The 23,247-nt window shown below is 44.0% G+C and carries 27 protein-coding genes and 1 pseudogene; 5 read left to right on the top strand and 23 right to left on the bottom strand.

Annotated elements, in window-relative coordinates; all coding sequences use genetic code 11:
- Positions 1-3: 3 nt before the first annotated feature.
- The 20 genes from fliF to SB752_RS18945 all read right to left on the bottom strand — a co-directional run bounded on the left by fliF (position 4) and on the right by SB752_RS18945 (position 19,217).
- Complete coding sequence (gene fliF / locus SB752_RS18850; RefSeq protein WP_410717118.1) at positions 4-1,593, bottom strand: flagellar basal-body MS-ring/collar protein FliF; 1,590 nt, start codon at positions 1,591-1,593, stop codon at positions 4-6.
- 31 nt (positions 1,594-1,624) lie between these two features.
- Complete coding sequence (gene fliE, locus SB752_RS18855) at positions 1,625-1,924, bottom strand: flagellar hook-basal body complex protein FliE (protein WP_410717119.1); 300 nt, start codon at positions 1,922-1,924, stop codon at positions 1,625-1,627.
- A 19-nt stretch (positions 1,925-1,943) separates the two neighbouring features.
- Positions 1,944-2,405, bottom strand: a complete 462-nt coding sequence (gene flgC / locus SB752_RS18860; protein WP_410717120.1) for a flagellar basal body rod protein FlgC — start codon at positions 2,403-2,405, stop codon at positions 1,944-1,946.
- Between the two features lie 2 nt (positions 2,406-2,407).
- Positions 2,408-2,821, bottom strand: a complete 414-nt coding sequence (gene flgB, locus SB752_RS18865; RefSeq protein WP_410717121.1) for a flagellar basal body rod protein FlgB — start codon at positions 2,819-2,821, stop codon at positions 2,408-2,410.
- A 373-nt stretch (positions 2,822-3,194) separates the two neighbouring features.
- A complete protein-coding gene (codY, locus tag SB752_RS18870; RefSeq protein ID WP_103105939.1) occupies positions 3,195-3,974 on the bottom strand; it encodes a GTP-sensing pleiotropic transcriptional regulator CodY in 780 nt (259 codons plus the stop codon).
- Between the two features lie 45 nt (positions 3,975-4,019).
- Positions 4,020-5,417: an ATP-dependent protease ATPase subunit HslU gene (hslU, locus tag SB752_RS18875; RefSeq protein ID WP_410717122.1), complete on the bottom strand. Its 1,398-nt coding sequence runs from the start codon at positions 5,415-5,417 to the stop codon at positions 4,020-4,022.
- Positions 5,418-5,436: 19 nt separating this feature from the next.
- Positions 5,437-5,979, bottom strand: coding sequence for an ATP-dependent protease subunit HslV (hslV, locus tag SB752_RS18880; protein WP_049738763.1), 543 nt, complete (start codon positions 5,977-5,979; stop codon positions 5,437-5,439).
- A 16-nt stretch (positions 5,980-5,995) separates the two neighbouring features.
- Positions 5,996-6,937 carry a tyrosine recombinase XerC gene (gene xerC / locus SB752_RS18885; protein ID WP_410717123.1) on the bottom strand — a complete coding sequence of 314 codons (942 nt, stop codon included), beginning with the start codon at positions 6,935-6,937 and terminating at the stop codon, positions 5,996-5,998.
- 73 nt (positions 6,938-7,010) lie between these two features.
- Positions 7,011-8,312: an FADH(2)-oxidizing methylenetetrahydrofolate--tRNA-(uracil(54)-C(5))-methyltransferase TrmFO gene (gene trmFO / locus SB752_RS18890; protein WP_410717124.1), complete on the bottom strand. Its 1,302-nt coding sequence runs from the start codon at positions 8,310-8,312 to the stop codon at positions 7,011-7,013.
- A 41-nt stretch (positions 8,313-8,353) separates the two neighbouring features.
- A complete protein-coding gene (topA, locus tag SB752_RS18895) occupies positions 8,354-10,432 on the bottom strand; it encodes a type I DNA topoisomerase (RefSeq protein WP_410717125.1) in 2,079 nt (692 codons plus the stop codon).
- 109 nt (positions 10,433-10,541) lie between these two features.
- A complete protein-coding gene (dprA, locus tag SB752_RS18900; protein WP_410717126.1) occupies positions 10,542-11,651 on the bottom strand; it encodes a DNA-processing protein DprA in 1,110 nt (369 codons plus the stop codon).
- Between the two features lie 135 nt (positions 11,652-11,786).
- Complete coding sequence (gene sucD, locus SB752_RS18905; protein ID WP_410717127.1) at positions 11,787-12,689, bottom strand: succinate--CoA ligase subunit alpha; 903 nt, start codon at positions 12,687-12,689, stop codon at positions 11,787-11,789.
- 44 nt (positions 12,690-12,733) lie between these two features.
- Positions 12,734-13,894 carry an ADP-forming succinate--CoA ligase subunit beta gene (sucC, locus tag SB752_RS18910; protein ID WP_016743310.1) on the bottom strand — a complete coding sequence of 387 codons (1,161 nt, stop codon included), beginning with the start codon at positions 13,892-13,894 and terminating at the stop codon, positions 12,734-12,736.
- Between the two features lie 188 nt (positions 13,895-14,082).
- Complete coding sequence (locus SB752_RS18915; protein ID WP_410717128.1) at positions 14,083-15,141, bottom strand: hypothetical protein; 1,059 nt, start codon at positions 15,139-15,141, stop codon at positions 14,083-14,085.
- A 44-nt stretch (positions 15,142-15,185) separates the two neighbouring features.
- Positions 15,186-16,079: an AlbA family DNA-binding domain-containing protein gene (locus SB752_RS18920; protein WP_410717129.1), complete on the bottom strand. Its 894-nt coding sequence runs from the start codon at positions 16,077-16,079 to the stop codon at positions 15,186-15,188.
- 174 nt (positions 16,080-16,253) lie between these two features.
- Positions 16,254-16,589, bottom strand: coding sequence for an SCP2 sterol-binding domain-containing protein (locus tag SB752_RS18925; RefSeq protein ID WP_410717130.1), 336 nt, complete (start codon positions 16,587-16,589; stop codon positions 16,254-16,256).
- A gap of 238 nt (positions 16,590-16,827) precedes the next feature.
- The gene (locus SB752_RS18930; protein WP_103105930.1) at positions 16,828-17,142 is read right to left on the bottom strand and encodes a YbjQ family protein; all 315 of its coding nucleotides are present in this window, start codon (positions 17,140-17,142) and stop codon (positions 16,828-16,830) included.
- Positions 17,143-17,298: 156 nt separating this feature from the next.
- Positions 17,299-18,111 (bottom strand): diguanylate cyclase domain-containing protein, encoded by an 813-nt coding sequence (locus SB752_RS18935; RefSeq protein ID WP_410717131.1) that lies wholly within the window; start codon positions 18,109-18,111, stop codon positions 17,299-17,301.
- Positions 18,108-18,464, bottom strand: a complete 357-nt coding sequence (locus tag SB752_RS18940) for a hypothetical protein (RefSeq protein ID WP_049738752.1) — start codon at positions 18,462-18,464, stop codon at positions 18,108-18,110. Before SB752_RS18940 ends, SB752_RS18935 begins: the two co-directional genes overlap by 4 nt.
- Positions 18,465-18,494: 30 nt before the next feature.
- Entirely contained in the window at positions 18,495-19,217 is a 723-nt protein-coding gene (locus tag SB752_RS18945; protein ID WP_410717132.1) for an EAL domain-containing protein, read from the bottom strand.
- A gap of 467 nt (positions 19,218-19,684) precedes the next feature.
- Between SB752_RS18945 and SB752_RS18950 the strand changes: the two genes are divergently transcribed.
- Positions 19,685-19,993, top strand: a complete 309-nt coding sequence (locus tag SB752_RS18950) for a protease inhibitor I42 family protein (protein ID WP_410717133.1) — start codon at positions 19,685-19,687, stop codon at positions 19,991-19,993.
- A 25-nt stretch (positions 19,994-20,018) separates the two neighbouring features.
- Here SB752_RS18950 and SB752_RS18955 read toward each other — a convergent pair whose 3' ends face one another.
- Positions 20,019-20,549 carry a magnesium chelatase subunit ChlI family protein gene (locus SB752_RS18955; RefSeq protein WP_410717134.1) on the bottom strand — a complete coding sequence of 177 codons (531 nt, stop codon included), beginning with the start codon at positions 20,547-20,549 and terminating at the stop codon, positions 20,019-20,021.
- Here SB752_RS18955 and SB752_RS18960 point away from each other — a divergent pair.
- Positions 20,543-20,968: a helix-turn-helix domain-containing protein gene (locus SB752_RS18960; RefSeq protein WP_410717135.1), complete on the top strand. Its 426-nt coding sequence runs from the start codon at positions 20,543-20,545 to the stop codon at positions 20,966-20,968. The genes SB752_RS18955 and SB752_RS18960 overlap by 7 nt on opposite strands.
- 270 nt (positions 20,969-21,238) lie before the next feature.
- Positions 21,239-21,475 carry a hypothetical protein gene (locus tag SB752_RS18965; protein WP_410717136.1) on the top strand — a complete coding sequence of 79 codons (237 nt, stop codon included), beginning with the start codon at positions 21,239-21,241 and terminating at the stop codon, positions 21,473-21,475.
- 142 nt (positions 21,476-21,617) lie between these two features.
- Here SB752_RS18965 and SB752_RS18970 read toward each other — a convergent pair.
- A pseudogene (locus SB752_RS18970) lies at positions 21,618-21,812 on the bottom strand (ATP-dependent DNA ligase); the annotation flags it as partial.
- A gap of 71 nt (positions 21,813-21,883) precedes the next feature.
- Here SB752_RS18970 and SB752_RS18975 point away from each other — a divergent pair.
- Positions 21,884-22,105 carry a helix-turn-helix transcriptional regulator gene (locus tag SB752_RS18975; RefSeq protein ID WP_410717137.1) on the top strand — a complete coding sequence of 74 codons (222 nt, stop codon included), beginning with the start codon at positions 21,884-21,886 and terminating at the stop codon, positions 22,103-22,105.
- A complete protein-coding gene (locus tag SB752_RS18980) occupies positions 22,086-22,520 on the top strand; it encodes a hypothetical protein (RefSeq protein ID WP_410717138.1) in 435 nt (144 codons plus the stop codon). The genes SB752_RS18975 and SB752_RS18980 overlap by 20 nt, the downstream gene beginning before the upstream one ends.
- A 197-nt stretch (positions 22,521-22,717) precedes the next feature.
- Here the strand turns inward: SB752_RS18980 and SB752_RS18985 are convergent, their stop codons facing one another.
- Entirely contained in the window at positions 22,718-23,140 is a 423-nt protein-coding gene (locus SB752_RS18985) for a YhjD family protein (RefSeq protein ID WP_410717139.1), read from the bottom strand.
- Positions 23,141-23,247 lie beyond the last annotated feature (107 nt).

Genomic DNA, 23,247 nt, shown 5'->3' on the forward strand with positions numbered 1-23,247 from the left:
TCCTTAATCTTCTGCTAGCCACGTGCGAAGCAGAACTACAAATTCATCTGGCTTGCTTCGCGCCAATTTTTCAAGCTGCTTCCTGACCATAACCTGGTCGCCATCCTCCTGATAAATCAAATCGGGAACATCCAACGATTGGGATGGAGTCAGCAAATCTTGAACGTCTTCATTTTCTTGCTGCTGTTTGGCTTGGCTACGTCTGCGAACCAAAAGGAATGCAACTGCTGCAAGCGCCAATGCTGCAATACCACCAACAGTCCAAAGTACAGCAGGGCTAAGAGAATTACTTTCTTCTAAAGCCACTTTTCCTGAGAACTCGCGCGGGAAGACAGAAATATGTTTATCCAGCTCGTCTTGGGTCAAATCAATTGCTTGGTTACTCAAGGTAACACGTACAACATTTCGGAGTACTTGTTTGATGCTGTCAATAGTAGCTGGGTCTAACTGAGTGCCAGCTGGTGGTTCAACACCTACGTTAATCGTCAAGTCTTCGATCTCATATGGACTCTTCACGACATTTCGTGTAATTCGATTTACTTCACGGTTAATTGTGTCATTTAACTCTTCATACTGACTGTTGCTGCCGTTTGGAGTATTTGCTTGGTACTGGGGAGAAGAATTATCGCCCGTACCGGTAATTCCGCCAGGCGGTACACCCTGTCCAGAAAATGCTTTAGATAATTTTTGCGATGAAATGATAAGACCTTCGTTATTTTCTTTATCCGGTGCCTCTACGAGATTTTCCACACGGTTTTCTTTATCAAAATTCATTTTAACAAAAGTATGAACAATGACTTTGTCCCGTCCCATGATGGTTCCCAGAAGATTGTACAAATTCTGCTGTATTTTCTTTTCTACTTCAGCTTTGATATCTTCTTGTTGTTTAAAGCTGCTCAAAGAACCTTCACTTTCATTCCCATCCGTGCGATCCAATGAATTGGAGTACTGGTCCGTAATCGCGATTGCTTCCATCGGCAGCTTCGGAACACTTCGTGATACGAGCAAATAAAGGGAATTGATCTGTTTCTGCTCAAGTGTTGTTCCAGGTTCTACATCAACGATGACAGAAGCGGTAGCTGTATCAGGTGTTTCTGTTACCCACAAGCTTTCTTGTGGCAGGGTGATCATGACCTGTGCACTTCGCACCCCTTTAACCCGCTCCAGCATTTTGCGCAATTCCTGCTGCAATGCTTCTTTTTTCATCACATCGAATTGGCGATCCGTAACTCCAAGTGTGTTTGAAAAGATTTCTGAGTTGATTCCTGCCTGACTTGGAATTCCTTTGGCAGCAAGATCCACAATAACATCTTGGGCTACTTTTTCCGGTACTTCAATGCTAGTTCCATTTCCCGTAATTCGATAAGGAGTTTGAGAGCCTTCCAGCTCTTTCTTAATTGCCCCAATCTCTTGCTCACTCAATTGTTGATTATATAGCGGCTTGTATACCGGTTGAGAAGCTATGTATATGTATAAGCCAAGTGAGATGAGGAGAAATAGAGAAATTCCAACAATCATCCATCTTTGTTTTTTTGATAACTGGTTCCATTTTGACGTAAGCTGTTCTCTGAATAATGCCAGACGCTCGTTCATGATTCACCTCTCACAGGATACCAACAACAAATCATACAGACATACGCATAATTTCTTGATAAGACTCGATCATCTTGTTACGCACTTGCAGGGTCATCTGAAGCATGATCGAAGATTTTTGTCCAGCTGCTGTTACTTGGTGAATGTCTTCAATCTCCTTGGATGCAAATTTGTCGCTGAGAATGGCGGACTCAATTTGCGCTTGATTCACTTCGGTGATTGCATCAGATAAAAAGGAGGAAAATTCCTTTGATACTTCCGCTGGTGTTTGCAGCTTGTTCACACTAGGCGTACGAATAGAGCTTACTTGAGAAAGAGCGTTAATATCCATTTGTTACAGACCACCCGCTTTATCTTATTTCCAAAGCTTTCATCATCATCGATTTCGAAGCGTTAAACGCAGTGATATTCGCTTCATAAGCTCTTGATGCTGCAATGAGATCTACAAATTCCTTCATCGGATCCACATTTGGCATCAGTACGTATCCGTCCGCATCTGCATCCGGATGAGATGGATCATACATTCGTTTAAAAGGTGTATTATCCTCGCGAATACCTGTTACCCGAACCCCAAGCTCACCACCGTTGTTGTTAAAAACATTTCCGACAGCCATTTGCAGCATATTGTCGAAAGAGCTGCTCGATCTAGGGGCCATTTCTAACATTTTCCGTTTGTACGGCTGCCATGCTCCATTTACATAAGTGGCTCTCGTAACCTCTTGGTTCGCAATATTGGCAGAAATCGTGTCCAGCATCAATCGATTAGCAGTCAGTGCAGAAGCGCTTGCGTTCATTCCTTGAAACAAACTCATCCTTATTTACCTCCGCCCTCAATTACGCTTCGTAGCTTTTGGAAGGATCCTGCGGTCAGTTGTGTCAAACCACCATACCAGATTTGGTTTTTCGCTAGCTCCGCATTTTCTGCTTCCATGTCTACGTTGTTTCCATTGTTTTGTACATAAGCTGTTGGATTAGATACTTGTTGCGGCATTGCGAAGCCCCCACTATTTTTGAAGGGAATGTGCCGCTCACTTGTTCTGTAGGCTTCCAAATTTTTCTTGCCAATAACCCCATTCAGTTCATCTTGTAAGTACTCTTCAAAGATGACTTGTTGACTTTTGAAATAAGGGGTATTTATATTGGCAAGATTGTTTGTGATCGCTCTGTGTCGCATAGAGGCTGCGTCCATCGATCGTTCTAGGACCTGAAGATGATAGCTATCCAGCATGTTCCTAATCCCCCTATATTTGTCGTCAAAGCTTCCTCAAATCTACCTAAATTTCCTGTATTTTCGACATTTAAGATACGCTTCAATCATAGCAAAACTGTAATAGTGAAAAAAGCCCCTTTTCATGAAGATTTTCAAAATGATTCAATCGCACTAAATCACCTATTAGCCCTGATTTTTTACTGCATTTTACAATTATACGATTGATATTGCCATATTTTTGCATGCAGACTTTGACGAATTTATGGATGAAAATTTGCAAAGTTGTGTCGGGTTTTGTTGATTTTAGGCATTTGTACCCATGAAAAAAGGCGCAGCAACATAAGTTGCTACGCCTTTTGTTTAACCTCGTGTAACTTTAGTCTACGTTCGATTAAGAGGTTTTCAGCTTCTCCAGCTCAGGTAACAGCTTCTCATTCAACACTTTAATAAATGTACCTTTCATTCCAAGGGAACGAGACTCGATCACACCTGCACTCTCCAACTTACGCAGAGCATTGACAATCACAGAACGGGTAATACCTACACGGTCTGCGATTTTTGATGCAACGAGGAGGCCTTCTTTTCCTTCCAGCTCTTCAAAGATATGCTCAACCGCTTCCAGCTCGCTATAAGAAAGAGAACCAATCGCCATTTGGACGACAGCCTTGCTTCGTGCCTCTTCTTCAATTGCCTCAGAGCGCTCACGCAAGATTTCCATTCCTACTACGGTTGCCCCTACTTCAGCCAAGATCAAATCATCATCTACGAATTGATCGTTGATTCGTCCCAAAATAAGTGTTCCAAGGCGGTCACCGCCACCGATGATCGGTACCAATGTTGTCCAACCAGAACGGAATACTTCTTTCATTTCCTCAGGGAAAATGGTGTATGGGCTATCTACATCCAGGTTTGCAGATGTTTCTTCTACTTTCAAGAGGCCCATGCTATATTCTTCAGGGAAACGGCGCTCTTCCAGCATTTTGCGAATACGCGCATTGTCCATCTCTTGGTGGATAGCAAAGCCAAGCAGTTTACCTTTGCGGCTTACAACAAAGGTATTCGCTTCAATTACATCACTCAATACTTGCGCCATTTCATTGAAATTAACGGCATGACCTGCAGATTTTTGCAGCATGCGGTTAATTCTTCTTGTTTTCGACAGTAGATCCATCTTAAATTTCCTCCCAATGTCTGTGTGATTCCTACCCAATGTTCGTTACAAAATATACTGACTTAAGTCTTTGTTTCCTACGATGTTGCCTAGTTTTTGTTTCACATAATCAGGCGTGATCTGCACAACCTCCAAGTGAATATCTGGGGCTTCAAAGGAAAGATCCTCTAACAGCTTTTCCAGTATGGTGTGCAAACGTCTGGCACCGATGTTATCCGTGCTTTGGTTCACTTCAGCAGCCAAGCGAGCAAGCTCATGAATGGCGTCTGGTGTGAATTCAACATGCACGCCTTCTGTTTCCAAAAGGGCAACATACTGCTTCAGAAGTGCGTTTTTAGGCTCAGTTAAAATCCGGACAAAGTCCGGGGCGCATAGGCTGGTCAGCTCCACTCTGATGGGAAAACGACCCTGCAGCTCCGGTATGAGATCGGACGGCTTTGCCATGTGGAATGCTCCTGCCGCTATGAACAATACGTAATCTGTCTTGACTGGTCCGTATTTGGTCATAATGGTTGAGCCTTCAACGATCGGCAAAATATCACGCTGAACTCCTTCACGGGATACGTCGGGACCACGACCATCTTTTCCAGCGATCTTATCGATCTCGTCGATAAAAATAATCCCGTGATTCTCAGCCCTGCGAATCGATTCCTGCGTTACTTCATCCATATCCACCAGTTTTTGCGCTTCTTGTTGAATTAATACCTTTCGCGCATCTTTAATTCGCAATTTTCGCTTCTTGGTTCGTTTTGGCATCAGGCTGCCGAGCATATCTTGCATTTGCATCCCCATTTGTTCTGTACCCGGAACCTGGAACATGTCAAACATTGTTGGGGACTGATCTTCTACATCTATCTCAATGATTTGCTCTTCCAATTGACCATTTGCCAGCTGCCAAGCAACCTGTCTGCGCCCTTGCTCTACCGAAGCCTCTTCTGGATCATTTGCTGGCTGTTGCGACTGCTGTTGCCCTCCGAAGAACATCTCCAGTGGATTTTTAAAAGAGCTCTGCTGTTTACGTGAAGGAACCAAAACCTCTACGATCGCTTCATTCGCAAGCTTTTCGGCTTTTTCCTTGACTGATTCCATTTTTTCTTGCTTAACAGTGCGAATGGAGGCTTCCACCAAATCGCGAACCATGGACTCAACATCTCGTCCTACATAACCAACTTCTGTGAACTTGGTTGCTTCTACCTTAATGAATGGAGCTCCGGTAAGCTTGGCAATCCGCCGAGCAATCTCCGTCTTCCCAACACCGGTTGGTCCAATCATCAAGATATTTTTCGGTACGACTTCGTCAATTATTTGTTCTGGCAAACGGCTTCGACGGTAGCGATTTCGAAGCGCCACAGCGATGGCTTTCTTGGCTTGTGCCTGCCCGACGATGTATTTATCCAAATGCTCTACGATCTTACGCGGGGTTAATTGCTCAAAATTCAGCACAGAAAGTCCTCCCTTTTGCTCAATTCAACTCATCCACAACAAGATTGTTATTCGTGAATACGCAAATCTCAGCAGCAGTACGCAGTGATGCTTCCGCAATTTCTCTTGCACTAAGGTGGGGTGCATACGTCTTTAATGCTCTTCCGGCAGCAAGTGCAAAGCTGCCTCCAGATCCGATTGCCAAGATCCCATCATCTGGTTCGATGATTTCACCATTACCCGATATGAGCAGTAAATGATCCTTGTTCAGTACAATCATCATTGCTTCCAGGCGACGCAAAATTTTATCCATACGCCACTCCTTGGCCAGCTCGACGGCAGCTCGCTGCAGATTTCCGTGGTACTCCTCCAGCTTACCTTCAAACTTTTCAAAAAGGGTGATCGCGTCTGCTACTGATCCAGCAAAACCTGCCAGAACCTCTCCGCGATAGAGACGTCTTACTTTTTTGGCACCGTGCTTCATCACCATGCTGTTGCCAAAGGTTACCTGACCATCTCCAGCCATCGCTACAGATCCATTATGCTGTATAGCAAAGATTGTTGTTGCGTGAAACTGTTCCATCACTGATTCCTCCCGTTTATGGCCGTTTGGCGGAACCGGTATCGCGCGAATTTGCACGCGGATGTGCGGTATCATATACATGGCGTAAGCGCTCTTTGGTCACATGCGTATACACTTGAGTTGTGGAGACATTGACATGCCCCAGCAGCTCCTGAACAACACGCAGATCAGCTCCACCGTTTAACATATGGGTTGCAAATGTATGCCGAAACGTATGAGGCGATACACGCAAATGCAGAGCGTACGTATCAACGTATTTGTCTACAATCCGGCGAACACTGCGGTCGGAAAGTGGTTCACCACGGTAATTGACCAGCAGATTGCCGTGGTCTTCTTTTCCTGCCAGCAGCTTTTCTCTTCCATACTCTAGGTATTGCCGAAGAATCTCACAAGCATAACTCCCAACTGGCACATACCTTTCTTTTGCTCCTTTTCCATATACAAGAGCGACTCCCATGTCCGGGTTAACCGCGCTCACAGAAAGTGTGACGAGCTCCATGACGCGCATGCCACTTGCGTACAGTAGTTCAAAAATCAGCCGATCTCGAATTCCTAGTGGAGTGGAAGTGTCTGGCAGATCAAAAAACGCCTGAACCTCTTGTGGATACAGAAAGGAAGGAAGTTTCTTCTCCATTTTCGGAGTGGAGACGAGTTGGAATGGATTTTGTTCCAGCTTACCTTCACGCAATAAAAAACGATACAAGCTTCTCAAGCTGGAGAGCTTGCGTGCGATACTTCGCCGAGAAAGCCCCCTACCCACTAATTGCGCAAGGAAGGAGCGACCATGCAAATAAGAAACAGCAGCAAATACGGTGATTTGGTGCTGTTCCATAAAGGAGACAAATTCGCTGATATCTGCCACATACTGCTTTACCGTATGAGGAGAGGCGTTTTTTTCGACTCGCAAATAACGGGTAAACATCGCAAGATCCGCAGAATTCTGTTGCGAAATGTCCATACGGGATGCACCCTCCTCGAAGCACCTATATAGTAACACAGTCGAAATTCGGATATCAACGTATATTGTGTCGTTATTGTGTAAAATTCTGAATTGTATCTAGCGCCCGCTCAGCCAATTTTTCATTTTTCTCTCGCTTGTTTCGAATTCGCTCTGGCCACTCAGGAACCAAGCCGAAATTTGCGTTCATCGGTTGAAAATGCTTGGAGTCGGCTGTCGTGATATAACGGGCCATGCTGCCGATGACTGTTTCTGGAGGCAATACAAGCAGTTCCTCACCCTTTGCCAGTCGTGCAGCATTTATCCCCGCCAACAAGCCAGACGCAGCGGATTCTACATAGCCTTCAACACCTGTCATCTGACCAGCAAAAAAGAGGGTCTCACGCTCTTTATACTGGTATGTAGGCTTCAACAGCTTTGGAGAGTTAATGAAGGTATTACGGTGCATAACACCGTAACGAACAATCTCACAGTTCTCCAAACCAGGAATCATAGAGAAAACACGCTTTTGCTCAGGCCATTTCAAATGGGTTTGAAAGCCTACGATATTATATAGGGTTGCAGCACCATTATCCTGTCTGAGCTGAACTACTGCATAAGGCTTTTTGCCCGTTCTCGGATCAATGAGTCCCACTGGCTTTAACGGACCAAACACCATGGTTTGACGCCCACGCTTTGCCATGACTTCGATCGGCATGCAGCCTTCAAAGAAAATTTCTTTTTCAAATTCCTTCAAAGGAACTGCTTCAGCAGCAATCAGCTCATCATAAAAGCGATTGAATTCTTCTTCTGACATCGGACAATTCAAGTAGGCTGCCTCACCTTTATCGTAGCGGGAAGCCACAAATACTTTGTTCATATCGATTGATTCTTTTTCAAGAATCGGTGCTGCTGCGTCGTAGAAGTACAGGTACTCCTCACCGGTTAGGTCCTTGAGCTGCTGGGACAGTGCAGGAGATGTCAACGGTCCTGTGGCAATCACGACGATCCCTTCAGGAATTTCTGTAATTTCTTCCGTAACCACCTCAACCAGAGGATGGTTTCGCACTGCCTCTGTCACATAATCAGCAAATTCATGACGGTCTACCGCAAGCGCTCCTCCAGCCGGAACAGCACAACGGTCCGCAGCACTGATGATGACAGATCCTAGGCGACGCATTTCTTCCTTTAAAACACCAACTGCATTCGTCAAGGTATTCGCTCGTAGCGAGTTACTGCAGACCAATTCAGCGAACTTGTCTGTATGATGTGCAGGTGTCTGTGTTTTTGGTCTCATTTCGTACAATTTCACGGGTACTCCGGCCTGTGCAATTTGCCATGCGGCTTCACTTCCAGCCAAACCGGCGCCCACAACAGTGGTAGTTGGCAATGTCATGCTGTCAATCCTCCAAACCTACAAAAATCTCAAGAATCGCATTAGGAATCTGCTTCTTCCTGATAATCGCATTTGGTACAAACGATGCTTACGCCTTGTTTCTTCCGTTTTTTCTCTATTAACATGCTAGAGCATTTCGGGCATGGTCTTCCAATCGGTTTGTCCCAAGAAACAAAATCGCATTCAGGGTATTGATTGCAACCATAAAAAATTCGGCTCTTCTTAGATTTACGTTCGATAATCTCTCCGGTTTCACATTGCGGGCACTTTACACCAGTTTCTTTTACGATTGGTTTGGTGTTCCGACAATCCGGGAATCCGGAACAAGCAAGGAATTTCCCAAAACGTCCGAGCTTATATACCATGACGCGTCCGCAAAGCTCGCACATTTCATCAGATTCTTCGTCTTTTAGTTCGACTTCCTTCATCTCTTCTTCCGCGAAGGCAACCCGTTTCGCAAAGCCACCATAAAACGCATCGAGGACATTTACCCAGTTGGCGATCCCATCTTCAATACCGTCCAGGTCACTTTCCATATGTGCCGTAAACTCCACGTCAAGGATCTCAGGAAAGAACTCCTCCATCAGGGTGATAACGATTTCTCCTAATTCTGTGGGAACAAATCGTTTTTCCTCGAGCGCTACATAGCCGCGTTTTTGAACGGTTTCCAAAGTAGGAGCGTATGTAGAAGGACGACCGATGCCTTGTTCCTCCAACGTCTTTACTAAACGTGCTTCGGAGTATCGAGGAGGTGGCTGTGTAAAATGCTGCGAAGGTTCGATGCTTTTCTGCTCAAGTGTCTGTCCCTCTTCGATCGGTGGCAAAAAGCCCTCTTCTTCTGTTCCGTCATCGTCACCTTCAATATATACCTTCATGAAGCCCGGAAATTTTACCTTAGAGCCTGTTGCCCGAAAAATGACATCTCCGATGGCGATGTCTACGCTCATCGTGTCCAATACTGCCGAAGACATTTGACTTGCCAGGAACCGTTCCCAAATCAACCGATACAGGCGCAGTTGATCACGGGACAAAAACTCCTTGATCTCATCCGGCGTACGCATAACCGCCGTAGGGCGGATTGCTTCGTGGGCATCCTGTGCATTCTCGTTTTTGGCAGCGGTGCGCGGCTCCGACAAGACATACTCTACTCCAAACTTTTCCAGTATGTATGCTTTTGCTTCTTCTTGTGCGGTAGCTGATATGCGGGTCGAGTCAGTACGCATGTAGGTAATCAAACCGACTGCCCCTTCTTTGCTGCCGACGTCAATACCTTCGTACAGCTCCTGAGCAATCCGCATGGTTTTTGCTGTACGGAAATTCAGCTTTCTCGCCGCCTCTTGCTGCAAGGAGCTGGTAATGAACGGAGGCGCAGGATTCCGCTTGCGCTCCCGCTTCGTTACTTTCCGAACGACATACGGCTGATCCGCCATCCTTTTATAGACTTCCTGAACATCCGCCTCTGACTTCAGTTCAATTTTTTCGTCTCCATAGCCATAAAATTTGGCTTCAAAGTCTTTTCCGTTGCTGTTGAGCTTGCTTGCTATCGTCCAGTATTCTTCCGGAATGAATTGCTGAATTTCCCGTTCCCGATCAAGAATCATTTTTACGGTAACGGATTGTACACGACCAGCACTAAGACCTTTGCGCACTTTTTTCCACAAGATCGGACTGATATTGTATCCAACCAATCTATCGAGAATACGACGAGCCTGCTGCGCATTCACCAAATCCATGTTGATGTGACGCGGGTGTTTGAAAGCTTCTTTGATGGCATCCTTCGTGATTTCATTAAACACGACCCGAAGCGGCTGGTTTAGATCCAACCCCAAGTATTGAGCCAAATGCCAAGCAATTGCTTCCCCTTCGCGATCCGGGTCGGCCGCGAGGTATACTTTTTTCACTTTTTTGGCGGCATCTTTCAGGGTTTTCAATACGTCCCCTTTGCCGCGAATGGTTATGTATTTGGGTTCAAAGCCACGTGTCACGTCCACACCCGTCTGACTTTTCGGGAGGTCCCTCACGTGTCCCATAGATGCTTTGACAATAAATTTGCTACCCAGATATTTTCCAATGGTTTTCGCTTTCGCAGGGGATTCTACGATTACGAGCGTGTCAGCCATTTTTTTCCTCCCCTTTTAGTAAGGAATCTTCCCTATTATTAAATATGCTCATCCGATTTGTCAAACACTTGCAAGACTTTAGGGGGACTCCGGGTACAGAAGATCCAGCCTAACGCTTCGCGAAATACCCCCCAGCCAGAGCAACAAGTGCTCCTTTTGCTTCTAGGCGAAACAAAACCTGATGGAGACTTCTGCGCATATCTGGGTCCAATTGAGCCAGCAGGTCATCCACATGAATGCCTTCATGTGTAACGATACCTATGATCGCCAGCTCATCTTTATCCAATAAGTTTTGGTCCAAATAATCGCGCTGACGAGGCTCGGTTTCGGGAACGAATGGATATCCCAGCTCATCCAGAACATCAAAACCACTTGTTACTAGCTTTGCACCTTGTTTGATCAAGTTATGCGGCCCCGTGCTCAACGATGAAAAAATTGGACCTGGAATCGCAAAAACATCCTTCCCTTGCTCTAATGCACAATCTGCTGTAATTAGCGACCCGCTTCTTTCTGCAGCTTCTACCACTAAAATCCCCATACTAAGCCCGCTAATAATTCGATTTCGCTCAGGAAACAGCCCTGGTACAGGTGGTGTTCCAGGCGGATATTCAGATAGAAGTAGGCCAAACGTTGCAATTTTTTCATAAAGTGCGCGATGACGAGGCGGATAAACCTGATCGATTCCACACCCAAGAACACCTACTGTTTTTCCATTGTTCTTCAGTGTGGTTTCGTGCGCTTCCCCATCAATCCCATAAGCCAAACCTGAAATAATCACGAGTCCTGCTTGCACCAATTCCTTCACTAAAAAAGAGCAGCTCGCTCTACCATATGGCGTAGGCTTTCGCGAGCCGACCACTCCAATCGCTGGCTCTTTCAATATCTGTAGCTCTCCCCGATAAAATAATACAAGTGGAGGATCAGGAATGTGGCGTAGCTGATCGGGAAAATCCTCATCTAAAAAGCATACATACTGTATACCATTTGATATACGCTCACGCAGCATTTTCAATGCAACTGTTTCTTTGCGCAGTTGGTTTCCTTCTTTCATAATAGATGCTGACAGCTTCAGCTTGTGGCTGAGTGAATCCCATTTTTTCATCGCTTCTTTAAATGAACCTGCCATTTCATACATCGCTCTCAGCTTCACTCTTCCCAGCCCAGGAACACTTGACAACAAGTAAAGCCAGTCTCTCTCACTCACCTGGTCCACAAACATGTCTTCCCCTCCTCCATACCTACCGTTTTACAAAGATCGTTGGTATCGAGTGTTATTTTATCGAAAGACAGTGGTCAGACTCAAAAATAAAAACGGACAGGCCTATAACCTGTCCGCTTTTAGCTATTCACAAGCTTATTTGCTCATAACTTTGTCGAGCATGCCGCGCTCAGTCAACAGTTGAACCAAAGTTTCACCGATAACTGCAGGCGTTTTTGCTACGCGAATACCACATTCTTCGAGCTTCGCGATTTTCTCAGCAGCTGTACCTTTACCACCGGAGATGATCGCACCAGCGTGGCCCATGCGTTTTCCTGGAGGTGCAGTTTGTCCGCCAATGAAGCCTACTACTGGTTTTTTCATGTTAGCTGCGATCCACTCAGCTGCTTCTTCTTCTGCAGTTCCACCGATTTCACCCAGCATGATTACTGCTTCAGTGTCAGGGTCTTCGTTGAACATTTTCAGTACATCGATGAACTCCATGCCTTTAACAGGGTCTCCACCGATACCTACAGCAGTGGATTGACCGATGCCGCGAGTAGAAGTTTGGTGTACTGCTTCATAAGTCAAGGTACCAGAGCGGGATACGATACCCACTTTACCTGGAATATGGATGTAACCAGGCATGATACCGATTTTGCACTCACCTGGAGTGATAACGCCAGGGCAGTTAGGTCCTACGAGAAGGGTTTTCTTGCCTTCCATGTAACGTTTTACTTTTACCATGTCCAGAACAGGAATACCTTCAGTGATGCAAATAACCAAATCCAGCTCAGCATCTACTGCTTCCATGATCGCGTCAGCAGCGAATGGAGGAGCAACGTAGATTACGGAAGCAGTTGCGCCCGTTTTGGCTACAGCTTCTGCCACTGTGTTGAAAATTGGAATACCGTCAACCTCAGTGCCACCTTTACCAGGTGTTACACCGCCCACCATTTGTGTACCGTATTCAACGGCTCCGCGAGTGTGGAACAGACCAGTTGCACCCGTAATCCCTTGCGTAATTACTTTTGTATTTTTATTAACGAGAATACTCATCGCGTTATTTTCCCACCTTTTTTGACGTATCTACTCGCTTTTTCTTACTTCACCAAGGATACGATTTTTTCAGCGCCATCTGCCATAGATTCAGCAGCAACAATGTTCAAGCCAGACTCGTTGAGGATTTTCTTACCCAGATCAACGTTTGTACCTTCGAGACGAACTACGAGAGGTTTGTCCAGTTTGATTTGTTTTGCTGCATTCACTACGCCATTTGCGATAACATCACATTTCATGATGCCGCCGAAAATGTTGACGAAAATACCTTTTACTTTTTCGTCACGGAGAATAATTTTGAACGCTTCTGTAACTTTTTCTTCAGTAGCTCCGCCGCCAACATCAAGGAAGTTAGCAGGGTCCCCACCGTAAAATTTCACGATGTCCATCGTAGCCATTGCCAGACCAGCGCCGTTTACCATGCAACCGATGTTACCATCGAGAGCGATATAGGACAGGTCGAACTTGGAAGCTTCGATTTCTTTTTCATCTTCTTCATCCAGGTCGCGCAGAGCTACGATGTCAGGGTGACGGTAGAGTGCGTTGCTGTCGAAGTTCAACTTAGCATCGAGTGCCATTACTTCGCCGTCGCCAGTTACAACCAGTGGGTTGATTTCAGCGATAGAAGCATCTTTATCAACAAAAGCTTGGTACAAGCTCATCATGAACTTGGCAGCTTTGTTAATCAGCTCTTTTGGAATATTGATCGCATAAGCCAGGCGACGAGCTTGGAAGCCGTTCAGACCAGTTACTGGATCAACTACTTCTTTGAAGATTTTTTCTGGAGTATTAGCTGCTACTTCCTCGATGTCCATACCGCCTTCTTCAGAAGCCATCATAACGACGCTTCCAGTTGCGCGGTCAACTACTACACCTACGTAGTATTCTTTTTTGATGTCGCAGCCTTGTTCGATCAGAAGACGTTTAACTTCTTTACCTTCTGGACCAGTTTGATGAGTAACGAGTACTTTGCCAAGAATTTCACTGGCATATGTACGAACTTCATCCAGATTTTTTGCGACTTTTACCCCGCCAGCCTTACCACGGCCACCAGCGTGAATTTGCGCTTTTACTACGTTTACTTGGGTGCCAAGTTCTTTTGCTGCTTCTACAGCTTCTTCAACTGTGAATGCTACGCGTCCTTCAGGAACTTTTACACCGTACTGCTTAAGTATCTCTTTACCTTGATACTCATGAATGTTCATTCTCCATCCTCCTATGGCAGATAAAGATCGGCAGGCTTTTAGACCGGTATGAAGACTCGTCGTCTCCCCCAGTCTTAAAGCACCACTATCAGTGCAACGTTACTATTCTACGACAAAAAATGCAAAAGTGGTAGTGATATGTTGTCTTTATCCTGACCAATAACGACAAAGTTCATCAATGAAAACACTTACTTTCGAAGGTTTTCAAACAATTTCCACACGTTTTGAGCCAGTTCATTGTGAGCATACCACGATTGATCTAGCTTAAAATAGCGTGGATAAAAGACAACGGACCGCTCTGTCCCATTTACCAAAAATTGCAGTTGAAATTGTTCTTTTCCAGGAACTTCCGGCGGCTTCTCCAGTAATGTTCCTTTTTGCAGCAAACGCACCGTTTGATGAGCGATTCCTTGCTCAACGGTGGTTTGCGTGACATCCAGCTCGCGGTTTTCTCCCACCATTTCGCCTGTTGCAGTCAGGCGTATACGCGTTGTCTTAAACAGTCTCTCCAGCGATTGCTCCTCTGTCTCGCTAGGCGGGAGCCATGTCGTCATTCGCGAAAACAATTGGCCATCTACATGAAAAAGATGTTTTTCTCTACCAAAAGGCACCGAGATCATTGTGGGTGTCAGTACAGTTACCTCAAGTGGTTTTTGCGTCGAACCAACACGAATTTTGTAAGTCGGAAATAGCGGGTACTGTTTTGGATTTTTTTCGGTTTCGGGAACGGCGGTATTTAAAACGTTTCTGATTTGATCAAGTTCGGTCCCTGCGAGCACAATCGTTTTGGAAAGGTCATCAGCCGACAACAGCGCGTTATCGAACTTTTGAGCGAGCAGCCCTTTTCCCGTTTGCTTATGAACCCACTGATAAAAATAAATGGCACCATTCCCACGATATGTACTTTCTCCGAACTGGCTTGCTGTTTCTCCCACCGTTACAACCAGTGGGGCCAGTTGCTTGCGATATAATACAAGGGTAAATCGAACATCCTCTTGCTTGAGCGGCTCCGTCGATAGCTGCAGATCCTGTCCTTGGGTAGGCAGTTCCTTGAGGAAAACAGGCAGATCGAGCGCAACCTCCTGTCCATCCGTGGACATGACCGTTACTTTTTCAACGCCTCCCAGCTCTGTTTCCATCCGATCTCTCATGTCACTTTCAGTAACTTTGCTTCCTTGCGCGCATCCAGTCATTACCATGCTTGCCACCAAAATACTAAGCAGATAGGCACGTAAAGACGATTTCATGCAGCAACCTCCTTCGTCGTGTATGCAATCCAATCACGATTATGCTACAGAAGCCCCAATCGACGGCTGATTTCACTGCCCAGCTTTCGTTTTACGTAGATTTCTCCAATTTGATGAGGGTCCTTGACCACGACCGAGCGATTGTTCGTGCGAATAACCACGTACTTTTCCCCGTTCTTGTCCAATCCGCAAATCAATTCGGATGCAACTTCTACAAAGATGGCGACGACATATCTCCCTTGTACTTTTTGCAAGGAAATTTTAGGAAATGGCGTTAGGAATGGCACTGTTTTATCCTGTATGTATTGAGTGATAGCCAGGATATACTTATCCGGATCGCCGTAATGTTCAACTTCATGGTCTACACCGCAAATACTTCCTTCGTCGGTTATGCCGAGAAACAAATTTCCATTATTGGAATTGGCAAATGCCACAATCGACTTGATAATGCCTGTTTTGGATAACAAGAAATCGCGCTTGAATTCAATCATATCATTTTCACCCAACTGTGTAGCTACAAGTGGATCATCGACACGTCCAAGATAACGAAATCGGCTAATGGCCCCCAATCGATAGACGTACTCTTCGAAAAGGTCTGCCGACAAGGAAATATCTTCCAGAACTGCATCTGTATTTTGCCATAACTTATACGTTTGCGGGGCAAAGCACATATCAAAAACCATGTTTGTTCCTAAGGATCGGATGTTCATCCCAATCGCTGCAGGCTTGGCCGCAATCGGTTGATACGGTGGATCACTCTCAACTTCTAATACCCCTGAATGAAATAAATAATCAAAATAATGGCGCGGTAAGGTTGCCCGCTGTTTTAAAAGCTCTCGTACGGTTTTAGACCTTCGGCTCTCTTGGTAAAAGTCAAAACGCACAGATTGTTCTTCCAGGTGAGTTACGATAGCTACAAACGAACAAATTTGGCGCATGATTCCCCTCGTTCTTTTGATTTAGTCACTTGTCATTCATTGGTCATATTTTAACGCAACCCTGAAGGGATTGACTAGTTATTTCTAAATAATGATGGGTCTAATGGAACATGTAGCCATTCCTACTCAGCCATATATTCCGTCTAGATTTTCGATTGCCTCCTCCCGAAAAGTCTATATTTGAAAAGTATGCAGAAGCGTCTGGAGCTTGATAGAAAATAACATATCCCCTTGTATTTTTAATTTACCTGTAATGATAGAAGCAGCCGGATTTAATTGTCCGTTCAACCATTTTAGTAGATCAGCTTCTGACAACTCGACTCTGCATCCTGCATCAAGAGTAAAACCTCTTTGATAAGAAGCACGATCATTGGCGAATATAACCTCATATTCACCAGCCTCTTTGCCTTGAAGAGTAATGTGGTAAACGGCATTGAATCCAGCAATTTCACTAGGCTTTGAATTTGTATTTGCAATAAATTTCGATAAAGCTATCTCCACCTCGGACACCAGAACACCCTGCTTTCTTGCACTTATGAACCAGAATGAATCAAAAAAAAGTTGCTTGATCAGGCTCACTTTACATATGGTTCACTATACATATATTATCATTATTTTCTGGTTGTACATTAGAAAACTTGGCTTTGCAAGCCTTTTAGCGCAGGCAGGGCCTTAGTTGCGCTTATACTATCTTCCTTAGAATTTTAAACTTTCCGATAGTAAAAAAAGAAAGCCGGATATGCCCGGCTTACTTTACACGTACAGCTGTACCCGTCGCAATGACCATCATCATGCCCTCACGCAAGGTTTCAAAATCCAAATCTACACCTACAATGGCATTTGCTCCAATGGAACGGGCTTTTTCTTTCATTTCACGAATAGCCATCTCGCGCCCTTCTGCGAGCTTGCTCTCGTACGTACCACTTCGTCCTCCGATAATGTCCGTAATTCCTGCGAGAAAGTCACGGACAACGTTTGCGCCCATAATGACTTCTCCACTGACAATATCCAGATATTCTTCAATCTCTTTGCCTTGCAATGTGCTAGTAGTTGTAACGATCATTAGTTAGCCTCCCGTACTTCAAGTTGTTCTTTTCAATAAGTATTACGACTGAAGAAGCTACAGGTTGCGCTAGACTTTTACACACTTCTCGTATACTCAGCAATCAGTGTATGCATGAAGAGAAGTGCCTATTCCTGTCCGAAGCACTGATGTAATTTATGTAGCAAATGTAGGATAATCATTTTGTAATTTTGCCGCTGAGGATTCCAGACTCGCTTTTTCCATCAAATCTCTCAGGGAGTATGAAAAAAAATCCGGCTCCTCATACCCATTTACATGGCCGACAGCAGCGGAAATCCTGACGTTTCGTATATGGGTGGGTTGCGTCAGTAATGCAATCCCTTTTTGGACCTGATCCTCTTCCGCTGTTGAAATCATGACGAATTCATCCCCCGCATATCGACATAAATGGTCACCTTTCTCAGACGCGAATGAAGCAAGCACGGAGGAGTACCTTCGAATCACATCATCACCAAAAGGGTGTCCATGTTTTTTGTTGATCTGACCAAAATCATTTAGGTCGATGAAAAGCAAATGAAAAGGGATGTTTTCCTTTAAAAACTGCTCACCAACATACTGAATATACGGTGCTTCGTATAGCCCTGTTAACGGATCAATGAATTCAGCAATTTTCATCCGAACAGCTTCTTTGGTAAGCACTCCGATTAACCGCTCTCCATCCATGATGAGAGCGACCTCGCCATTGTCCTCCTGTAAATAGGAATGCGCCTCCCATACATTTAGATCTGCTGAAAAACGACTCGGATACCCACTCATCGCATCTGCTACGATTCGATTCGGATGCGCGGACAAGACATCGCGGGAGGTAACTACTCCCATAACGACTCCGTGATCTATGACAACCAACCATCGCGTATTACATTCATTCATCTGCTCCGCTGCATAAGAAACACTTTTGCCAGAGGTAATCGTGCTAACGGATGTTGTCATGATTTCGGAGATTGTCATAGCAGATCCACCTCACGTTGAATCGAGACTGCTATTTTCAGCTCAGATCGAAGAACCATTGAATCACTAATCATGCGCTCTGATTCCTCAAGCACAATTTTCATAAGCAATTTCTCATCCAGCATCTGCAAAAGAGTATTTCGAAGCAAGACGGCCTCAATCTTTGGATGATCCATTTTAATTAGCGTAAATTGCTCCGGTGACAGGGCTTCGGCCATTCTTCTGACCGCTTCCGGTCCTATCGGAGCTTTTCTTCCGATAATGAGCATGTCTTGCATTGGTGGAACTTCAAATTCGGATATTTTAAGAGAAAGGGTTGCCTTCCTAGAATAAACATTTTTTTCACTGCTCATATGTATACCTCCACATTCAACACTTGCTTCTTAATCGTCCAACAAGCTACCTGGCTTCCCAAACAGGTATCCCTGACCGATTACGACACCAAGTAAAGAAGCACAAACAAAATCCTCTTCCTCTTCTACGCCTTCAAGAATAAGTTGTGAATCATTTTGGCAAAATTCCACAAATAGTTTTACTGTTTCCTGTTTATCCGTAGAAGTGGACAACTCGTGAGAAAAAAAACGATCAATTTTAATGTAATCAGGTGATATATCAACAATTTTGCGAAACGTGTTCATTCCTTCACCCACATCGTCTAGCGCAATCAAAAAGCCTCTTTCTTTTAAGTCAGAAATTCTCTCTTTAAAGATGGGATCGTGCCAGACCTCGCCTTCCATGATCGATTCGTTAATTTCCAAAACGATCTGGCCAAGAAAGGGATAATACTCGCGGCTGACTTCTTCAATAAAGAGAGGAAAGGATGCGTCTGTAATTGTCGATGGAAATATATTGACGAATAACAGATCCCTTTCATTTTTTGTTGACTGATGAAAAAAGGTAGAGAGGGCATAGTGCAGCGATTGCGTGTCGAGTTCTGGTAATTTCCTGTTTTCCTTTGCCACCTGAAATAAGGACTCAGGATTAATCCCTGCCTTACTTCTCAGCAATACCTCATACCCGATTCTCTGTCTTTCGGGGAGATGGCAAATGGGCTGAAATGCGTGATAGTATTCTCTTTTTTCAAATAGCTCCGCAATGCTCTCCATCAGTTTTCCTTTCCCTTTCCTAGCGATTGATGAACACAAAGAAAAAGCTTCTCCCAATTAATGAGGAGCAACTTATCGCTGACTTCCTCATGGAGAGTGCTGGAAAAACCAACACGCGTTTTTGATAAAAAATTACCACATGAGACGTAATAATTGTTTTTTCTCATTGGTTTTTTAGGTAAAATTGATTACTCTTTAGTGATTCTTTGTCGACATTTTATGTCTTTATCCCTATTCATTCGCTAATTTTTTGCAAATTCCTTTCCATATCATGCTAATTCACGATAAAAAATTGGAAATTTGACAAATGATCGTCGCTGCCATTAATTAGTAAAATATTCAAAAATGTCTTACAATCTTTTCCTATGCATTCGATCACAATAAGAACCAAATTACCCGCATTTACGTATCGTATATCTAGAAGAAACTGGTGGGCGATTAACCTTACGAAAAAAGGACGATGATCCATGCCGAATGTTTCTACCTCTTCTATACACGTATCACCTGGTCATTCTTTTTCTTTGTCCCTTGAGGCAAATCCATCTACCGGATATCAATGGCTTTTATCGAATCCACTAGATGCCAATTTTCTGGAGTTTGTTTCGACTCACTACACCCCCGCCTCTCCCTTACCCCGAATCGGCCAAAGTGGTCAGCAGATCTTTACTTTTCAGCCATTGCGTACAGGCGTTACCTCTATCGCACTGAAGTATTGTCGCCCTTGGGATGTGAGTGATTGCGCCAATGTACATTTTTACGCGGTGACAATAGCTTGATACTGCTTATCTAAACAGGCTTGCGCTAAAAGGTGAGCGCCCTATCCAAAGCTCGGTAGCGAATCGCTTCTGCAACATGCTCAGCAGCAATGTAATCCGCCCCCTCCAAATCAGCGATCGTTCTCGCTACCTTTACGATTCTATCGTATGCTCGTGCACTTAAGCCCAAGGTCTCAAATGCAAGCTGCAGCATTTCCTGCCCTTCCTTATCTAAACGGGCATACCGGCGCAGCTCATCGCCATTCATCACACTGTTAAACGGACAGCTGGTTCGGTATCGATACCGCTGCCACTGGATGTTCCTGGCTTGTTCTACCCGTCCCCGAATGATCTCGGAGGATTCCTCGGCAATACGCTTGTGTAACAGATTTACAGGGACCCGCGGTACTTCGAGGTGCAGGTCGATACGGTCGAGAAGTGGGCCGGAGAGCTTGGAACGGTATTTGTGGATTTGTTGTGGAGTGCACGAGCAGGCTTGCTGATCTCTGGTAGCGAAAAATCCACAGGGACAAGGGTGAAGATAACACCCTTGGAATATCAGTAAAGAAAGTGACATCCTATTCTCCTTTTTTGGACGTAAAAGATGATACTCCAGGAGGTCGACTAAAAGCAGCTCGAATAGCAAAGCACATGTACCTAATCGATCTTTCAACTATTACAGGACTCTGTACTAGAACGATCGGGTTAGTAGAGTCCAATAAACAAATAGCTTCACCTCCAACCCTCAGACTTCTATCGAAAGCTCTTGATGTTCCTATCTCATTTTTAGGTTGCTTTGAGCAATTACCCGAGACAACGTTGGGTAACCGAATCACCAAAGCACGCTTGTATCATGGCTATACAAAGAGAGAATTTGCAAAGCTCTTAGATGTTGATGTCAGAACACTCTTTAACTGGGAAAATGATCGATTCGCTCCCTTAGATTCTCATCTAAATTTATTAACCAGCTACTTAGATATAATAATGAAAGAATAAAATTTTTTGCCGTTAAAATAACAAAAACCGTCACCTAATATGGACGGGTTTTGTATTACTTTTAAGCCTTACGATAACCTTCATTTTGTACGTCCGCCTCTGTACAAAACATGTCTACACTGGTAGTTGTTATATGATATGACTAACCGCCAGGGACATGTACAAACAAAGCGCGACAGGAACTTGACAAGAGATAGCAACGGAAGAAAATCGGTGGTACCATATAGATAGAAATTTCTCTGTAACCTACCTATTATGGGATGTGAGTTAATGACATTTTCTTTTGACCCATATGAAACAAGAAGATGTGATCATTGTTTGAAAATAAATGAGTTTTGGGAACTCGAAAAACTAAAATTACAAAAATGCTCAATCCTCCAAAAAGACGAGACTTACCTATTATGCGAGTATTGCATTGGTGCAATCGAGGCAATGGGTGAAGGTGTAGAAGAAGTACAATATTGGAACGAATGGGTATCCAATAAACGATTAGAAAAAGATAAGTAAGAGTAAACCCTCCTAAAGATAATAGTCCGAAGGAGGGTTTTGTTATGCGTTGACTTTAATTTGGTTTTCTCTGGAGCAGTTACGAGTCAGCTATTTCTTGTATACAATCAGGCATATTATTTTTTCGCGCTGCCAACCAGCGCTATGCAGAAAATATGAATTCGACAAAAACGGGTGACCGTAGCATTCCGCCTTTAGTCCAGTTACGGAATTTGACACGGGCTTTGATAAGCGGCTGAACGTATACAAAATCGCGATCTTCCCCTGTAATCAACAGCTTGGCTACACCATAGAATGCCTGCTTATGAGTTGGTGGTACTCCAAGCTCGATCACACCTTGTGAATTAAACGTAACATATAATTTACATATTGTAATTTATATGTTACGTTGTAATTGGAGGATATGCTATGAAAAATAACGTAAAGCTTGCCCGTATAAAAGCGGAGTTAACACAGCAGGAGCTTGCCGATGTGGTGGGCATTACCCGGCAGACGGTCAGTCTGATCGAAAAAGGAAAATATAATCCATCATTAAAATTGTGCCTACAAGTTTGTTATGCAGTGAATGCCACGTTAGATGAGATTTTTTGGATAAGCAGGGGGGATTTTGATGAAAAAAATCAAGGATGAACGATTGATAGCGCAGAATTTACAAAACACAAGAATAGCCTATATCGTACAAACAATAGGTATTTTTGGTATTCTTGGCTATGAATTTTTCAAAAATGGAATGGAGGGAATGACGAAAAACCCTCTATGGTTGGTCTTTATGTTGACCGCAATCGTTTACAATTACTTAAACATGAGTGTAAGCGTTGAGAACGAAAAAAGGCCAAAAAAGCCAGTCAAGTCGTTTATTATTAGTTTTGTTGTAGTTACAATTATTGCTGTTGCTTTTGGAGTACTCACATCAATTACCCCAAATTTAAATTGGAGCGATGGACTGCTAATAGGGGGTACTATATTTGTCAGTGGGATTATCCCTATTTCATACATTTATCGACTTAGAATAAAACAACAAAAAGGTATGGAAGAGGATGAGTAATATTAAATTAAGCAATCGGGCGCTTTAACGGAGCAACGAAAAAAGCCTAATTTCTCAAATATAAATGTTGAGAAATTGGGCTTTTTAATATGGGAATTTCCTTAACGTTGTAAATCCGCATTTTCCTGACGCTACCCCTATTTGTTCAAGTAACATCGGGTATATAAATTCCATATAGCATCACCGATATAATTGTATCAATTAAGAGTGTTACGAACTCTGGTAAATACTTCGTTTATCACTGACTCTAGCGACGGCGGCTGTATATCTTTTCTGGCATCTATGAATTTTTTCTTAATGTCGCTTAATCTTTTTTGTACTTCCAACCGTAAGGACAGCTCATGTACCCGCAATATGTCCACCTGACCGCGCTGCGACCAAACGATTAAAACCTCGTTTGCTTCTTCTTTTTCCTTAATTACTCGTATTCCGTTTGCTTGGAGCTCTTTTGCTGCTTGTTGTTTTCGCTTATACATTTGGCTGCCAAGATGCCATAGAATACTGTTATCCAGCACTGGGAATCGCATTTGCGCAGACTCAAGGTGAGGTAGGTCATTTTGTATGTATTTGACTCCTTGGTGCCATATCAGCCATTCCTTTACAAGATCGTTCGGTTCCAATGAAAGCATCCTTTCTGCTCACTTCCTGTTAGTCGCATTATATGCGAACACTTAGCGAACAAACAACTTCAAATTATTTCGATGTTTTTGTAAATCATTTCAAATAT

Origin of the sequence: Brevibacillus sp. SIMBA_040, assembly GCF_046535075.1 — a bacterium.
Classification (GTDB): Bacteria; Bacillota; Bacilli; order Brevibacillales; family Brevibacillaceae; genus Brevibacillus.

Excerpts from the sequence above, each read along its gene's own strand:
- xerC (WP_410717123.1), bottom strand. The coding sequence starts at position 6,937 with ATGGACATTTCGCAACAGAATTCTGCGGATCTTGCGATGTTTACCCGT.
- sucD (WP_410717127.1), bottom strand. The coding sequence starts at position 12,689 with ATGAGTATTCTCGTTAATAAAAATACAAAAGTAATTACGCAAGGGATT.
- flgB (WP_410717121.1), bottom strand. The coding sequence starts at position 2,821 with ATGCTGGATAGCTATCATCTTCAGGTCCTAGAACGATCGATGGACGCA.
- topA (WP_410717125.1), bottom strand. The coding sequence starts at position 10,432 with ATGGCTGACACGCTCGTAATCGTAGAATCCCCTGCGAAAGCGAAAACC.
- SB752_RS18980 (WP_410717138.1), top strand. The coding sequence starts at position 22,086 with ATGAAAAAAATCAAGGATGAACGATTGATAGCGCAGAATTTACAAAAC.
- SB752_RS18920 (WP_410717129.1), bottom strand. The coding sequence starts at position 16,079 with ATGCGCCAAATTTGTTCGTTTGTAGCTATCGTAACTCACCTGGAAGAA.
- SB752_RS18930 (WP_103105930.1), bottom strand. The coding sequence starts at position 17,142 with ATGATCGTTACAACTACTAGCACATTGCAAGGCAAAGAGATTGAAGAA.
- trmFO (WP_410717124.1), bottom strand. The coding sequence starts at position 8,312 with ATGACATTGCCAACTACCACTGTTGTGGGCGCCGGTTTGGCTGGAAGT.
- dprA (WP_410717126.1), bottom strand. The coding sequence starts at position 11,651 with ATGTTTGTGGACCAGGTGAGTGAGAGAGACTGGCTTTACTTGTTGTCA.
- hslV (WP_049738763.1), bottom strand. The coding sequence starts at position 5,979 with ATGGAACAGTTTCACGCAACAACAATCTTTGCTATACAGCATAATGGA.
- SB752_RS18965 (WP_410717136.1), top strand. The coding sequence starts at position 21,239 with ATGACATTTTCTTTTGACCCATATGAAACAAGAAGATGTGATCATTGT.
- SB752_RS18975 (WP_410717137.1), top strand. The coding sequence starts at position 21,884 with ATGAAAAATAACGTAAAGCTTGCCCGTATAAAAGCGGAGTTAACACAG.
- codY (WP_103105939.1), bottom strand. The coding sequence starts at position 3,974 with ATGGATCTACTGTCGAAAACAAGAAGAATTAACCGCATGCTGCAAAAA.
- fliF (WP_410717118.1), bottom strand. The coding sequence starts at position 1,593 with ATGAACGAGCGTCTGGCATTATTCAGAGAACAGCTTACGTCAAAATGG.
- SB752_RS18935 (WP_410717131.1), bottom strand. The coding sequence starts at position 18,111 with ATGACAATCTCCGAAATCATGACAACATCCGTTAGCACGATTACCTCT.
- flgC (WP_410717120.1), bottom strand. The coding sequence starts at position 2,405 with ATGAGTTTGTTTCAAGGAATGAACGCAAGCGCTTCTGCACTGACTGCT.
- SB752_RS18940 (WP_049738752.1), bottom strand. The coding sequence starts at position 18,464 with ATGAGCAGTGAAAAAAATGTTTATTCTAGGAAGGCAACCCTTTCTCTT.
- fliE (WP_410717119.1), bottom strand. The coding sequence starts at position 1,924 with ATGGATATTAACGCTCTTTCTCAAGTAAGCTCTATTCGTACGCCTAGT.
- SB752_RS18915 (WP_410717128.1), bottom strand. The coding sequence starts at position 15,141 with ATGAAATCGTCTTTACGTGCCTATCTGCTTAGTATTTTGGTGGCAAGC.
- SB752_RS18950 (WP_410717133.1), top strand. The coding sequence starts at position 19,685 with ATGCCGAATGTTTCTACCTCTTCTATACACGTATCACCTGGTCATTCT.
- SB752_RS18955 (WP_410717134.1), bottom strand. The coding sequence starts at position 20,549 with ATGTCACTTTCTTTACTGATATTCCAAGGGTGTTATCTTCACCCTTGT.
- SB752_RS18945 (WP_410717132.1), bottom strand. The coding sequence starts at position 19,217 with ATGGAGAGCATTGCGGAGCTATTTGAAAAAAGAGAATACTATCACGCA.
- sucC (WP_016743310.1), bottom strand. The coding sequence starts at position 13,894 with ATGAACATTCATGAGTATCAAGGTAAAGAGATACTTAAGCAGTACGGT.